This window comes from Massilia psychrophila, from assembly GCF_002760665.1.
GTDB lineage: Bacteria > Pseudomonadota > Gammaproteobacteria > Burkholderiales > Burkholderiaceae_D > JAFCUW01.
The window spans coordinates 36,209-51,525 of sequence record NZ_PDOB01000014.1 but is presented as its reverse complement, the minus strand read 5'-3'; the positions used below and the strand labels follow the sequence as shown (position 1 = coordinate 51,525).

Sequence of the window (15,317 nt, the reverse complement as noted above, 5' to 3'; positions counted from 1 at the left end):
GCGCCTGTCGCGCATCAGACCAGCCTGCACTCGGGAACGGTGATGGAGCATCGTCACCTACCGTTGACGAAGTGGTTCCTGGCGATCTACCTGATCACGCAGTCGAAGACGAACATCGCAGCGCTGGCTTTGATGCGGCAGTTGGGCATTTCCTGGAAGGCCGCCTGGCTGCTCAAGCACAAGCTGATGGCGGCGATGGCCCAGCGCGAGGCCGATCGCCCGCTGGAAGATGATATCGGTGTCGATGACGCCTACCTGGGCGGGGAGCGCACCGGCGGCGGGCCGGGACGCGGATCGTCGAACAAGGTGGCCTTCGTCGCGGCCGTGGAAATGCGCGAGGGCGTCCGCAACGAGTGCGTTTCGATCCAGTCGCCGGCTTTTCGTTCGCGGCCCTGACGCTTGCCGGCGGCGATCAGCAAGTCGCCGTAGGTCGGGCCGCGCGGCCACATCTCTCCGGAATCTCGCACCAGTTCCATGCCAGGGTCGAAACCCCAGCAGCAGATATCGATGCTTTCCTTGGCCGCATTGATTTGCGCGGCGATGTCCTTGAAGCTGTCCTCTCCGCAAATGAAAACCTTCAATGCACTGTTGTCGCAGATTGGGTGCGTGGCGTGCTGATGCTCCAGCAGCCACTGGGAGGAACTGCTCGATCTGCGTTTTTCTTCGCTGACGTAAATGGTTTGCGTTCGTTTGATTGCATCTGCCATGGCGCTTTTCCAAATGGTTCGGTCTGCAGTTCAGTCGTGTTGCCGATTTGATGGCGTGTCTTGCGCCGACGGCGCAGCCTGGCTTATCGCTGCGTTTTCGGCAGACGGTAGCCGGTCTTTTTCTGTCGCCGATACGTTCAGTACAAATGCTTCGCCATCGCCCATGACAATGCGATAGCGCGGCGTGCCCGCCTGATGGGGAATCTTCGCCACGCCCAAACGGTCGGTCATGCCGTCCTTGATTTTCGTGTCGCCTTTGAACAGCGCGTAGGCCAGGTGCTCGTAATTACCCCCGGCAAAGTGAGGCCGCAGATCGTGGTACAGATATTCCTTTTCCGGCTCTGCCGATTCTGCGCGAGCTATATCGTTTTTCGGCGGCGGCGCGCCTGGTTGCGGACGATTCGCAGGCGCCAACGTTTCGAGGTTGCCATGAAACAGCGTCGGCGAGGCGCTGAAGCACTGCACCTTGTCGCTGACCTCGAACATTGAGTCGCCGCCATGCAGGCGCACACCTTTCTTGCCGCGGATGTCGACCCAGTCCGACTCGCTGATCAAGGTCAGCACCTTGTTGGCAACGGCCGTGATGTCGTCGGACTGCGCCTGGATGTGCACCTTCCCGGCAGCGGCGATCAGGCGCATGCCGGCCTTGTGCACGAACAGCCGGAAGGCATTGGTGACGCTGGCGAGCAGGCTGTCGCCGGTGGCGATCGACAGGTTCATGCCGGCCGTGATTGCGGTGTGCTCGGCGCTGGCGATGTTGGTCGACTTCTTGCTGGTGGTCGCGATACCGGCCGGGCTGGCGAGCACCAGGTGCGGTGCGGCCAGCTCGGGAAACACAGCGTCGCCATTGGTGCCCTGAATGGCGTCGTTCTGGTCCTTGACGACCTTGGCGACGGCGCTCTGGTCGCCCTGCGCGTTGGCGGCGTCGTGCGCGTGCGCCGTTTCGGCCAGCGATTTCTGCAAGGCAGCCGCCGCGACCAGGCGCTTGATGCTTTCGTCCATCCCCTTGACTGGACCTTGCCCGCGCGGGCGTGGCTCGGTCGTCAGCAGCATGCCGCCACCGGCGCGCACCACGCCCGCCGTGTCGGGCGCAAAGCCGAAGGCGAAGGGCCTCGCGGTACCAGCCATGCCGCTCGGCTCGTCCGGCATGGAAGGCCCGCGCAAGGATCCGTTTGACGTCCTGCCGGTAAAAGCGGACGGCAGCACGTCGGTCTACAAACATGACAAGTAATTGTCCAGGCCGCGCCAAGCCTGACGCCAGGCTGCTCGATGCCTGGCATTGTGCGCCGCTGCCGCAGGAATTTTTCGCTAATGTTGCGTCTGCCAAATTTACCCTTGAGCCTTGCCTTGGACCTCACGTTGCTGTGCTCGCCACGGTGCATTGCGTGTAACGCGTGGCGTCGGCAGGTTCAAACTGCCCCTTCGCTCCGTTCCTGCGCGCGATCGCTCCGCGCGCGACAGCGCCTCCGATGAAGTCATGCTCAACCGGCTACTCCATGAAATGGATGGATTGCGCGGACGTGTTTTTCATTCTGCCGACGAATCGGCCCGGGACCCTCGAGCCGGCCCTCGCCGGCCTACCAGGCCGAATCGATCAGCCGCCCGCGATGCTTGCACTTTTCCCGCACATGCAAAAAAGGCTTACAACTGAACGTTGCAAGCCTCTGATGTACAACGAATTCTTGGTGGGAAGTGCAGGCTTCGAACTTGCGGCCCCTGCAGTGTGAATGGTCGATTTCGGGACACTTCTGAACGACGCCGGACAACTCTCTCACAGGAAAAAACTGGATGTTCGGCCCGGGTTGCCCTCAGGTATACGCCGCTGTTTTCGTCCTGTTTCGTGTTACTTCATACCTTGCCTAGCCACGTGGTTCAATTGTGCGATAGAAGCAGGCGAGGACAAGCACGCTCGCCTGCTCGCTTTCTATTTATTGACCAATTCCTTTGGTTGCAATAATGCCAGAACCGCACCGAGGAACAGCGCAGCGGAAACGACATACATACCGGCGTTGGTGCTCTGCGTAACGTCTTTCATGAACCCAATAATGGATGGACTGACGAAGCCAGCCAGGTTGCCGATGGAATTGATCATCGCAATCCCGGCAGCGGCTGCGGTACCGGTCAATATTGCGCTCGGATAAGTCCAGAACACCGGCATCGTCGACAACAGGCCTGCTGTGCCGAGCGACAGCGCTGCCAGCGCGATGACCACATTGGAGCCGTAAATCGTGCTGAGCAACAAACCCAGGCCGCCCAGCGCGCTGGCAATCGCAAAGTGCCAGCGGCGCTCGCGCATGCGGTCGGCGCTTCTGGCGTTGAGCAGCATGGCGACCACCGCGCAGCCATACGGGATGGCGGTCAGCAGACCAACGTCGAGCGGGTCCTTGACGCCCGCAGCCTTGACCAGCGTCGGCAGGTAGAAGCTCACGCCATACAGGCCCATCATGCAGCAAAAATAAATCGCTGCCATCAGCCAGACTTTGCTGTCACCGAAAACCTTGGCCAGGGAATGATCCGCCTTGCCGCTGCCATCTTTCGCGATGTTTTCTTCGAGCATCTTCTTTTCTGCTTCCGTCAGCCACTTCGACGCGCCAATGCTGTCCGGCAGGTAGAACAGTGTAACGACGCCGAGGATGAGCGATGGAATGGCTTCCAGCAGGAACAACCATTGCCAGCCTGACCATCCATGCACACCGTTAAACGCGTTCAGGATATAGCCCGACAGCGGGCCACCGACAACGCCGGCAATCGGAATGCCGATCATGAACAATGCGTTCATGCGACTACGCCGTTGTGCCGGGAACCAATAGGTCAGATACAGCACGATGCCAGGGAAAAATCCCGCTTCGGCCACGCCAAGCAGGAAGCGAATCGTATAGAACATCGTCGGGCTGGTGACGAACATCGTCGCGGCCGAAAGGATCGCCCAGGTGATCATGATGCGGCCGATCCAGATGCGGGCGCCGACCTTATGCATGATGACGTTGCTTGGCACTTCGAACAGGAAATAACCGATGAAGAAAATACCGGCGCCCAAGCCATACACAGTCTCGCTGAAGTGCAGGTCATTGAGCATCTGCAGCTTGGCGAAGCCGACGTTGACGCGGTCAAGATAAGCCGCCACGTAGCACAGGAAAAGAAAAGGCAGCAAGCGCCATGTCACTTTGGCGTAGGTCTGGTCTTCCAGCTGAACGCGCTTTTTTAACTTGCGCTCGAGATTAAGGGACGTTGTGTTCATATTTGTTACCTAAAAAATAAAAATCAGGATCTACAATCGTCGGAGGATCACTTCCCCGCTGTCGCCATTGAATTGCTGTTCCAGGCCTGATACCGAACAATTATGCACACACGAACCGCCAGAATTGTCGGCCAGACCTTGGGCCACCCTCCGCACGAGGGCAAGGACATGTCGGTGTTGTTTGATTGCTTGGCTTCCGGCCGGGTGGGCAGCATGCCGCCGTCAACGCGAGTACCTGCCGAACAAGAGACAAATACCGGGACACCCGCATATCAACAGCAAACGTAGTTAAAACGAGTATAACTATAATTCGACCAATAGTCGCGTAAAATGAGCCGGAAATTTGTTGCACTTGCTAAAGAGTTCACGGGCAAGGCGCCGTTGACGAAGCTGCCGACGCCGTCAGTGCTGAGCAACAGCATTTGAGCTCGATTTTCTCCATCCAGGCTGCTAGCGGACGGTTTCGATTGGCCCGAAACCCTGGAGCCGGCCCTCGCCAGCCGCGATTTTTGCACTTCCCCCGAACATAAAAAAAAGGCTTGCAACTGAACGTTGCAAGCCTTCGATTTCAAACTAATTCTTGGTGGGAAGTGGCAGTTTCGAACTGCCGACCCCTGCAGTGTGAATGACGAATAATGATACTTCCCGGGATATTACTGGACTATCCTCTCATAGGAGAAACCCGGTTTTTTGTCCGGTGACGTCCACCAAAATCCGCTGCAATTTTTCGTACTTTTTTCGTACCTTGCGCTCGATCCTACGGTAGGATTTATGCTTCATCCTTGCATGTTAGAGCCTGTCATGAACCGATGGAACAAAACTAAATCCAAAGCAATTTGACGCCGACGAGTCTCAGCAAGCGCCACTCGATCGGCTTGACGCCATCGGGCGCGTCGACCTCGCGCGGCTTCACGCCGTGCCGCGCCGCCATCTCCGCGATCCGCTCGTAGCCCTCGATCCAGCGCACACTTTCCTTCGGTCCGCCGCGCCCACATCCACGCGTCGATAATGCCCAGCGGTGCGCGCGCGGGCGTGACCGCGTAGGTCGGATGCAGGTACATGCCGCGCTGGGCCTCGTAGCTCAACGGGCCGAGGCAAAACGCGCCTTGGCCGTTGAAGTCCAGTTCGGTCTCGGTCCAGGATGCAGGTGCGGTAGCCGATTTCGTTCATTCAAAAGACGAAAGTAAACCTGAACTTCGAACGCTTCCAGCAAGGATACCGGTGCGTTTGTCATCTCTTCGCTTAAATATCGAGAGCAAACGCCTTTCTTTTCGAGTTTACAAGCAATATTTTACGAGTCGAATCGAATCAGAGACGGGGGGGGCCAGGCTTCATGCAATCGCCCTGGGGGCGGGTCGGCGCGGCAGCCGCCTATCAGCAAGCAAGTGAAAGATATTTCTCGTGTTCCATTGATATAAGACAAGGTTGCTCACCTTTTGGTTGGTAATGACGGGTCCAACTGCCTATATTAAAAAGCTGTCACTTGTCTTTTTTTCTACAGCCAGCCTTTCCGCATCCTGGAGGAATACCCGACCATGCTGATGAGCCCACCCGCCGCTGCCGCTGCCGCTGCCGCTGCCGTGCTGGCGCCGTCGGCGCACGCCTTGCTCAAGAGCGTGGCGCGCGCGCCGGCCAAGGTGCCGGCCGCCGACGTACGCGATGCGCTGGCGCGCATCCTGGCCGGGGTGGGGTTCGTCAAGGCGCACCGCACCAGCCGGCTGCTGCAGTTTTTGGTCGAGAAACGGCTTGCCAATGCGGTGCGCGACATTAACGAGTACACCATCGGGATCGAAGTATTCGAGCGCGACCCGGCCACGTTCAGCCCGGGCGAGGATCCGGTGGTGCGGGTCCAGGTCGGGCGCCTGCGCGAAAAGCTGAAACTGTATTACGCCGCCGTTGCGCCGCGCCCGGAGATCGTCTTCGCCATTCCGACCGGGAGCTATATGCCTGTCATCGAGCGCAGCCGGGGCGGCGGCGAGGCGTCTGAACCCGGCGGCCTGCTGGCGATCACGCCGCTCGCCTGCATCGCCGAGGACGATGCCTGCGCCGCTTGCGCGGCGTTCACCCGCGGCCTGGGCGAGGAGCTGACTCACCGCCTGTTCCTGCAATTCGGCAACAAGGTAGTCGCGCCTGGTTTTTCCAGCGCGCGCCAGCCTGGCGCCGCTGTGCCAGCCCTGGCGCGCGCCGGGCATGTACTCGAAGGCAGCGTACGCTTTGATGGCGAGCTGATCAGGTTGTCGATCCGACTGGTTGGCGCCAGCGACGGGGCCATCGCCTGGTCGCAGCAATTTGACCGCTGCCGCGCGTTTACCATCGCTTTGCAGGAAGAGCTTGGCTACTTCGTGTGCGCCGCGGTGAAACGCCATTTCCAGCACGACTGACCCGATACCGTAGCAGCGCGACGGCGTTACCTGTTGATACTGATCAAGGCATTCGCTTCCCGATACAGTTTCACCCAGGTGTCGAGCACAGGCGCCCATTCGGCAACTGTGCGACGCCTTATCACGCCGATCCATCCAACACAGAGGGAAGTCCATCATGGCACTTGATAATCAAGATATGTTTGCAATTTATGTAGCCAGTTTGTCAAAAGCATGCGGTTTGCCAGTCAACGCGCCCAACCTTATTCTCACTGGCAATGCATTGCAGGCGAACCTGGCCTACAATTCCAAGTCGCTGACCAGCCCGCCGAGCCTGCAGCAGGCGCTGGCGCAGGTGTACAACCTGGCGGACACCGAATTGTTTCCGCAAGGAATTTACGACCAGACCACGAATTCCTTCTTTAACGATTACGCCAGCTATATCGACAACCTGGTGCCGCAGGGCTCGCAAAAGGCGCCGACGCCAACCCAGCAGGGCCAGATCAACCTCATCAAGGGTAATCTCTCCACCGCGACGACGCAGTTCTACACCGACCAGAGCGGCGCCTTCACCGCCTATCAGCAGGCAACGACAATGTATCCCGGCAAGTATCCGAGCTTCCAGAGCTACCTGAGCCAGACCGCCTGGGGCGCCACCCTGAACACCGACGCCAACCTGATGAACGGCTACAACAGCCAGCTCAACAACATTTACAGCGCCGTGTATGGCCAGGATTATGTGGCGATCCAGCTGGCCAAGACCACGGTCGACAGCGTGCGCCAGGCCAAGCTCGGCTCTGCGGCCCAAATGCCGACGGTGATGAGCATCGCGGTCGCCTCCGGCACCCTGATCGTGCCCGACTACGTGCCGGGCGACCTGTCGCAGTTCTCCAATTGGGTCGACCAGACCGTCGCCCAGCACGGCAACAGCGGCGAGCAGGCCATTACGATCGGCTTTAGCGGCACGTCGTCGATGTATGACTTCTCCAAGTCGAGCTATTTCAGCCAGACCAACTGGGGTAGCAGCTTCTGGTTCTGGTCGGCTGGCGGTTCGTCCACCCAGTCGTCTTCGCAGGTCAACGTCGATACGGCCTCGTCTTCGTTCAACCAGCGCATGGCGTTCGACGCCATCACCACGGTGTCGCTGGAGCCGGGCCCCTGGTACGATTCGTCGCTGATGTACGACTATCCGAACCAGGCCGGGCTGGTCAGGCCGACCGCGCTGCTGGTGGCGATGTATCCGTCGATCACGGTGACGATGGATGCGGCAAGCTATGCGGCGGCGCAGTCGGCGTACAACTCGTCGAGCGGCTTCGGAGTCGGCGCCTTCTGGGCCAGCGCCGGCAGCCAGACCAGCACCAGTTCGGTCAACATGAACGCCGTGTGGCACGCCAGCGGCAGCAGCGTGACGATGTCGAGCCAGTCGACGACGCCGGTGGTGGTGGGCCTGCTGGTGGCACCGCTCAAAAGTTGACCACAGCTGACCACCGCTGACCCCGGGCCGGCGCGGCGGCCGGCCGCCCGGTCAGCCTTCGGCGATGCGCCCGGCGATATGGGCCAGCGCCTCATCGACCTGATCGATCAGGATCAGGCACAGGTCGCCCGGCATCAAGCGCGCCAGCGCGGTGTCGATGGCGACGAATTCGCCGTTGATTTCATCGACGTAGCTGGTGCGTTTGGCGCCGGCCAGGCCTTGGCGCAGCAGCGCGACGACCTCGCCGTCTTGGCGTCCGCGCTGGCACTGGTCCTGGTACAGCAGCACGTCGTCGAAGGCAGCGCCGAGGATCTCGGTCTGCTGGCGGATGTCCTGGTCGCGCCTGTCGCCGGCGCCGCTGATGACGACCGAGCGGCGCTTCGCCGGCATGCTCTCGACAGCGCCCACTAACGCCAGGATGGCGTCCGGGTTGTGGCCGTAATCGGCGATCACGGTGGCGCCGCGGTAGTCGAAGACATTAAAACGGCCTGGCGCATTGTCGCTTTCGCCGGCGAACGATGCGAGGCCGGCGCGGATCGCTTCCCACGGCATGTCGACCGCCCACGCCGCCGCTACCGACGCCATCACGTTGTCGACCTGAAAACCGATGGCGCCGTTGCGCGTGATCGGCACTTCCGACAGCGCCATCCGGTGCGTCGTTTTGCCTTGCGCGGCAACGATGTCGCCATTGTCGACAAAGACCACGCGCTTGCCTTGCGCGCGGTGCATCGACATCACTTCGTGGTGGACGTCGGCGCCAAAAAAGGTGACGGCGCCGCGGCAGTTGTCGGCCATGCGGACGACGACCGGGTCGTTAGCGTTAAGCACCGCCATGCCGTTGGCGGCGACGTTCTGCACGATCACGCGTTTAAGCACCGCGAGGTCTTCGAGGGTAGTGATGTAGTTCAGGCCGAGGTGGTCGCCCGAGCCGATGTTGGTGACGACGGCGACCTGGCAGCGGTCGAAAGCGAGGCCTTCGCGCAGCAGGCCGCCGCGCGCGGTCTCGAACACGGCGGCGTCGACGTCGGGATGAAGCAGCACGTTGCGCGCGCTGCGCGGGCCGCTGCAGTCGCCGCTGTCGATGCGCCGTCCTTCGATGTAGACGCCGTCGGTATTGGTCATGCCGGTGCGCAGGCCGCCGGCGGTGAGCAGGTGGGCGATCAGGCGCACCGTCGTCGTCTTGCCGTTGGTGCCGGTGACGGCGACGACCGGGATGCGGCCGTCGTCGCCGTCGGCGAACATCGAGGCAACGATCGCTTCACCGACCGGACGGCCTTTGCCGAACGAGGGCGTCAGGTGCATCCGCAGGCCCGGCGCGGCGTTCACTTCAACCACCCCCCCGTGCTGTTCTTCGATCGGTTTGAGCACGCTGTCGCATACCAGGTCGACGCCGCAGACGTCCAGCCCCACCATGTGGGCGGCGGCGATCGCGCGCGCGGCCACTTCCGGGTGGACGTCGTCGGTGACGTCGGTGGCGGCGCCGCCGGTCGACAGGTTGGCGTTGTTGCGCAGGATGACGCGGCGCCCGCGCGGCGGTACCGAGTCGGCCTCGTATCCTTGCGTCGCCAGGCTGGCCAGCGCGATGTCGTCGAAACGGATTTTGGTCAGCGGCGTCGAGTGGCCGTTGCCGCGCCGCGGATCGAGATTGACCTGGTCGACCAGCTGGCGCACGGTTTTGGCGCCGTCGCCGGTCACTTGCGGCGGATCGCGGCGGGCGGCGGCGACCATCTTGCCGCCGACGACCAGCAGGCGGAAGTCGTTACCCGGCAGGTAGCGCTCGACCAGGATGTCGTCGCGAAATTCGGATGCGGCGGCAAAGCCGGCATGCATCTGTTCGCGGGTGGTGATGTTGACGGTGACGCCCTTGCCCTGGTTGCCGTCCTTCGGCTTGATCACCACCGGCAGGCCGATCTCCAACGCCGCTGCCCAGGCGTCGTCGGCGTCGAGCGCCACCCGCCCGTGCGGCACCGGCACGCCGGCCGCGTCGAGCAGCTTCTTGGTCAGTTCCTTGTCCTGGGCAATGGCTTCGGCGATGGCGCCGGTGCGGTCGATCTCGGCGGCCTGGATCCTGCGCTGGCGGCTGCCCCAGCCGAACGTCACCAGGGAGCCGTCGGTCAGGCGGCGAAACGGAATGTTGCGCGCCACCGCGGCCTGCACGATCGAACCGGTGGACGGGCCGAGGCGCACGTCTTCATCGAGTTCGCGCAATTGCGCCAGGGCGTTGTCGATGTCGAACGCGGTGTCGTCGAAAGCGGCCTGTAACAGCTGCTCGGCCAGCGTCAACGCCAAACGGCCGACGGCTTCTTCCGAATATTCGACGACGACCTGAAAAATGCCCCGTTCGAGCGTGGCGGTGGTGCGGCTGAAGGTGACGGGGCAGCCGGCCTGTGCCTGCAGGTCGAGCGCGGCCAGTTCGAGCACGTGGGCCATCGGGATGCTGTCGTCGTGGCCGGTCGGCTGCAGCGGCGAGAGCGCCGGGAAGCGGGCGCGCACCCGGGTTTCGAAACCGGCGAGGTTGCCAACGCAATCTTCGTCGGGAGTGCAGGCGACGATCGCCTCCACCGACGTGTGGTGACTCCAGAGGTTGGGGCCTCGCAGCGCCCGTACGCGTGATACTTGCATAAACCGTGATCCTGTCTGATGGGGGGGGCGGCGCCACGCGCCGGCCGGGGGACGTAACCCGGCGCCGCGCGCCGGGCCTGATTCATTAATGAGCTGGTAGCTTCGGCGCCGCGTCGAAAGTGCGCAGGCCGGCCACCAGCAATTCCGGGGTGACGTCCAGCGCCCACGCGGCAGCTACCGCGGCGAGCACGCTGGCCGGGTATTTGACGGTCGCGGTTTTCATCGAAGACAGCGGCAACAGGGCGGTCTCGAGCGCGCCGTCGGCGATCACGATGGCGCCCGCGCGGACGAACACCGTGCGCTCGCCGGCGGCGCGGTGACGCGCGACGACGTCGTTGTCGGGGTCGAGCGCATAAAAAATCACCTTGCCGTCGCACAGTGCGGCCAGTTCCGCCACTTGCGCGTTGTCGGCGTTGAGCACCGCCACGCCGTCGGGCAGGATAACGTCGACCTGGGTGCGGATCACGTTGGCCATGGCGTCGGCATCGCGGATATAGAATTCGGCCAGGCCGAGGCTCTCCATGCCTTCCATGTCGGTGACGATGCCGACCTGGCATTTGTCGTAAGCCAGGCCTTCGGTCAGGATCATCCGCGCGTGGCTCTCGAAAACCGCGGCGTTCAAGGTGCGGTTGATCAGCAGGCGCTGGCCGGTTTCCCACTTGATGCAATCGCCGGCGACGACCTGGCGATTGTCGAGGTACATGCCCTGGCCGCTGATTACACCAACGTGTTTGCCGGTCAGCTGCAACAGGCAGCCGGTCAGCTTGGCGATCAGGCTGGTGCCGAGGGTGCCGGTGACGCCGACGATCGGGATGCGGCCGTTTTGCGCGGGAGTGAACAGGTGGGCGATGATGGCGGCGCCGACCGGGCGGGCAGGGCCGTCGGCCGGTTTCAGGTGGGCCAGCAGGCCGGGGCTGGCATTGACTTCGATGATGGCGCCGCGCTGCTCCTCTAACGGGCGCGAGATGTCTTCGCACACCAGGTCGATGCCGGCGATGTCCAGGCCCACCACGCGCGCCGCCAGCGCCGCCGCATGACGGACCGACGGGTGGATCTTGTCGGTAACGTCGAAGGCAACGTTGCCGTTGGGCTGGATCAGCACCTTCTGGCCGGCCAGCGGCACCGAGTATGCGGTCAAGCCCTGGCGTTCCAGTTCGAGGATGATCTCGGCGCCTTCTTCGGGCGCCAGCGCGTTGAGCGGCGAATCTTCGCCGCTGCCGCGGCGCGGGTCGGTGTTGATCTGGCTGTCGACCAGCGCGATGATGTTGGCAGCGCCGTCGCCGGTTACCCACAGCGATTCGCCCTTGGCGGCGGCGACTACCTGCGTGCCGACCACCAAAATGCGGTGCTCGTCGCCGGTGATGTAGCGCTCCACCAGCACGCTCTGGCTGTCGCCCTTGCGGCTGGCCAGGTGATAGGCGGCGACGACGTCGGCCTCGGTCATCAAATTGAGCGAGACGCCGCGGCCGTGGTTGCCGTCGTAGGGTTTGACCACCACCGGCAGGCCGATGTCCTGGGCTTCTTCCCACGCCTCTTCCGCGCTGCGCACCAGGCTGCCCTCAGGCACCGGCAGGCCGCACGACTTGAGCAGCGACTTGGTCAGATCCTTGTCGCTGGCGATGCTTTCGGCGATTGCGCTGGTGCCGTCGGTTTCGGCGGTCCAGATGCGGCGCTGGGCGGCGCCGTGGCCGAGCTGCACCAGGTTGCCGTCGGTCAGCCGGATCGACGGAATATGGCGTTCGGTGGCAGCTTCCACGATGTGCGCGGTCGACGGCCCGAGACAGTGTTCGTCGACCAGGTTTTTGAGGATCGCCACTTCGGCCGCGAGGTCGAACGGGGTATCGCTGGTGTCGTCAGGCCCGTTGATTGCCGCCATTAACAGCGACCGTCCGGCCGCCAGCGCGGCGCGCCCGACGTGCTCTTCGCGGGTACGAAAGGCCATCTTGTAGATGCCGGCCTCGCCGGTCTCGCGCGTCTTGCCGAAGCCGGTGCGCATACCCGCCAGGGTTTGCAGTTCCAGCACCACGTGTTCGAGGATGTGGCCGGCCCAGGTGCCTTCGCGCAGGCGCTTGAGGAAGCCGCCGTACTCGCCCACGCCGCAGCGGTGCACGACCAGCCCCGGCAGCGACTCGACCAGCCGCTCGTACAGGCCGGGAATCAGGTTCGAAGGGAGCTCTTCCAGCGCACCGATGTCGACCACGACCTCGATGACGGGACGGTAGGTCCAGATGTTCGGCCCGCGCAGATGTGTCACGCGGAGGAAATCAAGGTCTTTCTTCTTTATCATTTAATAATTTCTTGATAACAGCCGCGGTGTTCATGACACACGTGGTCGTTGTAAGGCATTGCCTGTTTGACTGCATCTGGCTGCGCTTGAAAAAGCCGGGCTTTTCTGTGGCGCATCATGTTGTATACTTGCTGTAACGAAGCTTACCGCGCTGAACTGATTTCTACCAGTGTCTATGCGCCCAGGCGCCACCGATAAAATACCGTAGATTGCTCTTCCCTCTGGAGCGTGGTCCGCCGGCTCAGCTTTTCTTCAACAATTTTATTGGTGAGCATCCTGCGCGCCACCAAGCGCCTTTTCCCCTTTTTCGAGAGCACTCGCCAGTAACAGGCGGCATGACGATGACAACTCAACAATTTGTTCCTCCATCGGCGGTGGCGCTTGCGGCCAGTTTCCTGCCCGACCACTGGCAGGCTGACGTGGAGAAAAATCTCTTACCCGGGGAGAACGTTTTAAGTAGCGTCGAGGTTGACCTCGATGCGAAATTACGTTTCACAAAGAGCATCCTGGTCGTTACCAACCGCCGGCTGATCGGGCGCGCCCCGGGCGAAGCGGCCTGGCGCGAGTGGACCTACCGGCCCGGCCTGCAGCTGAAGCATCACGACCATGCCGGCGTCGGCCACCTCGAGCTGATCGATGAACAAGGCCGGCTGGCTGCGTGGCGCTTCACCCTCGGCCAGAACCTGCAGGCAATCCGCGTACTCGACGCCTTCCGCGAACAGCTCGACAGTAGTGTCACCGGCCGGCAGGTCGAAAAAGCCGAGCAGAACGTTTGCCCGAGCTGCAAGGCACCGCTCGAGCCGGACCAGGAAGAATGCCCGATCTGTACCAAGGTGTTGTATACGCCGCCGTCGACCTGGACCCTGTTTCGCCTGTGGCGCTTCGCCACGCCGTACCGCGGCCAGCTGGGCCTGGGTTTTTTCCTGATGGTAGCCAGCACCGCGGCCCACATGATTCCGCCGTATCTGACCATGCCGCTGATGGACAATGTCCTGATTCCTTTTCAGAACGGCCAACCGGTCGACCAGGGCCTGGTGTGGCTGTACATGTCGGGCCTGTTCGGCTCGGCCGTGCTGGCCTGGCTGCTGGGCTGGGCCAAGACCTATGTATTGGCGCTGGTGTCGGAACGGATGGGCGCCGACCTGCGCTCGGCCACCTATGAACACCTGATGAAGCTGTCGCTCGAGTTTTTCGGCGGCAAGCGCACCGGCGACCTGATGTCGCGCATCGGCAGCGGCAGCGACCGCATCTGCGTGTTCCTGTCGCTGCACCTGCTCGACTTCGCCTCCGACGTCTTGATGATCATCATGACCGGCGTGATCCTTTGCTCGATCAACCCGCTGTTGGCCGTCGTTACCCTGGTGCCGTTGCCTTTCATCGCCTGGATGATCCACATCGTGCGCGACCGCCTGCGCACCGGCTTCGAAAAAATCGACCGCGTGTGGGGCGAGGTCACCAATGTACTGGCCGATACGATTCCCGGCATTCGTGTCGTGAAAGCGTTTGCCCAGGAAAAGCGCGAAGCGACGCGTTTTCGCGAAGCGAACCGGCACAACCTGGCGGTCAACGACAAACTCAATCGCGTGTGGTCGCTGTTTTCGCCGACGGTGTCGTTCCTGACCGAACTCGGTTTGCTGGTGGTGTGGGTGTTCGGCATCTGGCAGGTGTCGAAAGGCGACATCACGGTCGGCGTGCTGACCCTGTTCATCACCTACAGCAGCCGGTTTTACGGTCGCCTCGATTCGATGAGCCGCATCGTGTCGGTGACGCAAAAGTCAGCCTCCGCCGCCAAGCGCATCTTCGACATCCTCGACCATGTTTCGAGCGTGCCCGAGCCCGCCAACCCGGTCAAGCTCGACAAGATCGAGGGCAGGATCGACTTGCGTGAAGTCGGTTTTCGCTATGGCAACCGGGCGGTGAACCGCGGCATCACCCTCAACATCAAGGCCGGCGAATTCGTCGGCCTGGTCGGCCACAGCGGTTCGGGCAAGAGCACGCTGGTCAACCTGATCTGCCGCTTCTACGACGTCTCGGAAGGTGCGATTTTGCTCGATGGCGTCGACATCCGCTCGTTCGCCGTGTCCGACTACCGCCGCAACATCGGCCTGGTGCTGCAGGAGCCGTTCTTGTTCTTCGGCACCATCGCCGAGAACATCGCCTACGGAAAACCTGGCGCCAGCCGCGCCGACATCATCGCTTCGGCGCGCGCCGCGCACGCCCACGAATTCATCCTGCGCCTGCCGCAAGGCTACGATTCGATGGTGGGCGAACGCGGCCAGGGCTTGTCGGGCGGCGAGCGCCAGCGCATTTCGATTGCGCGCGCGCTGCTGATCGATCCGCGCATCCTGATCATGGACGAGGCGACGTCGTCGGTCGATTCGGAAACCGAGAAAGAAATCCAGAAGGCGCTCGACAACCTGGTGCAGGGCCGCACCACGATTGCCATCGCGCACCGGCTGTCGACCCTGCACCGCGCCAACCGGCTCATCGTGCTCGACCGCGGCGTGGTGGTGGAAGAGGGCAGTCACGACCAACTGATGGCGCGCGAAGGCGCGTACTTCCGGCTTTACGAAGCGCAGGCGCGCAACGTCGATGCCGACATGGACGACGGCGATCAGGGCAACTAAGG

General features: G+C 62.4%; 8 protein-coding genes and 3 pseudogenes. 6 read left to right on the top strand and 5 right to left on the bottom strand.

The features are described from left to right. Positions 1 to 57 precede the first annotated feature (57 nt). Positions 58 to 330: pseudogene (locus tag CR103_RS24315) on the top strand (IS1595 family transposase); the annotation flags it as partial. 23 nt (positions 331 to 353) lie between these two features. Further along, complete coding sequence (locus tag CR103_RS24310; RefSeq protein ID WP_143752579.1) at positions 354 to 758, top strand: hypothetical protein; 405 nt, start codon at positions 354 to 356, stop codon at positions 756 to 758. Here the strand turns inward: CR103_RS24310 and CR103_RS10840 are convergent. Further along, complete coding sequence (locus tag CR103_RS10840; protein WP_229443000.1) at positions 738 to 1,760, bottom strand: DUF2345 domain-containing protein; 1,023 nt, start codon at positions 1,758 to 1,760, stop codon at positions 738 to 740. The two genes, CR103_RS24310 and CR103_RS10840, sit on opposite strands and share 21 nt — an antisense overlap. A gap of 37 nt (positions 1,761 to 1,797) precedes the next feature. On the opposite strand from CR103_RS10840, the pseudogene CR103_RS10835 reads away from it, so the two are divergent. Next, positions 1,798 to 1,938: pseudogene (locus CR103_RS10835) on the top strand (DUF411 domain-containing protein); the annotation flags it as partial. 693 nt (positions 1,939 to 2,631) lie between these two features. Here CR103_RS10835 and CR103_RS10825 read toward each other — a convergent pair. Together CR103_RS10825 and CR103_RS10820 are read right to left on the bottom strand one after the other, a co-directional pair. Then, positions 2,632 to 3,945, bottom strand: a complete 1,314-nt coding sequence (locus tag CR103_RS10825; protein ID WP_099916000.1) for an MFS transporter — start codon at positions 3,943 to 3,945, stop codon at positions 2,632 to 2,634. 925 nt (positions 3,946 to 4,870) lie between these two features. Then, positions 4,871 to 5,075, bottom strand: a pseudogene (locus tag CR103_RS10820) (IS4 family transposase); the annotation flags it as partial. A gap of 411 nt (positions 5,076 to 5,486) precedes the next feature. On the opposite strand from CR103_RS10820, the gene CR103_RS10815 reads away from it, so the two are divergent. Both CR103_RS10815 and CR103_RS10810 read left to right on the top strand, forming a co-directional pair. Further along, on the top strand, positions 5,487 to 6,326 hold the full coding sequence (locus CR103_RS10815) for a hypothetical protein (RefSeq protein WP_143752578.1): 840 nt from the start codon (positions 5,487 to 5,489) through the stop codon (positions 6,324 to 6,326). Positions 6,327 to 6,588: 262 nt separating this feature from the next. Next, positions 6,589 to 7,779: a hypothetical protein gene (locus CR103_RS10810; RefSeq protein WP_143752577.1), complete on the top strand. Its 1,191-nt coding sequence runs from the start codon at positions 6,589 to 6,591 to the stop codon at positions 7,777 to 7,779. Between the two features lie 51 nt (positions 7,780 to 7,830). Here CR103_RS10810 and cphA read toward each other — a convergent pair whose 3' ends face one another. Then, complete coding sequence (gene cphA, locus CR103_RS10805; RefSeq protein WP_099915997.1) at positions 7,831 to 10,401, bottom strand: cyanophycin synthetase; 2,571 nt, start codon at positions 10,399 to 10,401, stop codon at positions 7,831 to 7,833. Positions 10,402 to 10,486: 85 nt separating this feature from the next. After that, a complete protein-coding gene (locus CR103_RS10800; RefSeq protein ID WP_099915996.1) occupies positions 10,487 to 12,688 on the bottom strand; it encodes a cyanophycin synthetase in 2,202 nt (733 codons plus the stop codon). A 341-nt stretch (positions 12,689 to 13,029) separates the two neighbouring features. On the opposite strand from CR103_RS10800, the gene CR103_RS10795 reads away from it, so the two are divergent. Further along, positions 13,030 to 15,315, top strand: a complete 2,286-nt coding sequence (locus CR103_RS10795; protein ID WP_099916057.1) for a cyanophycin metabolism-associated ABC transporter — start codon at positions 13,030 to 13,032, stop codon at positions 15,313 to 15,315. Positions 15,316 to 15,317 lie beyond the last annotated feature (2 nt).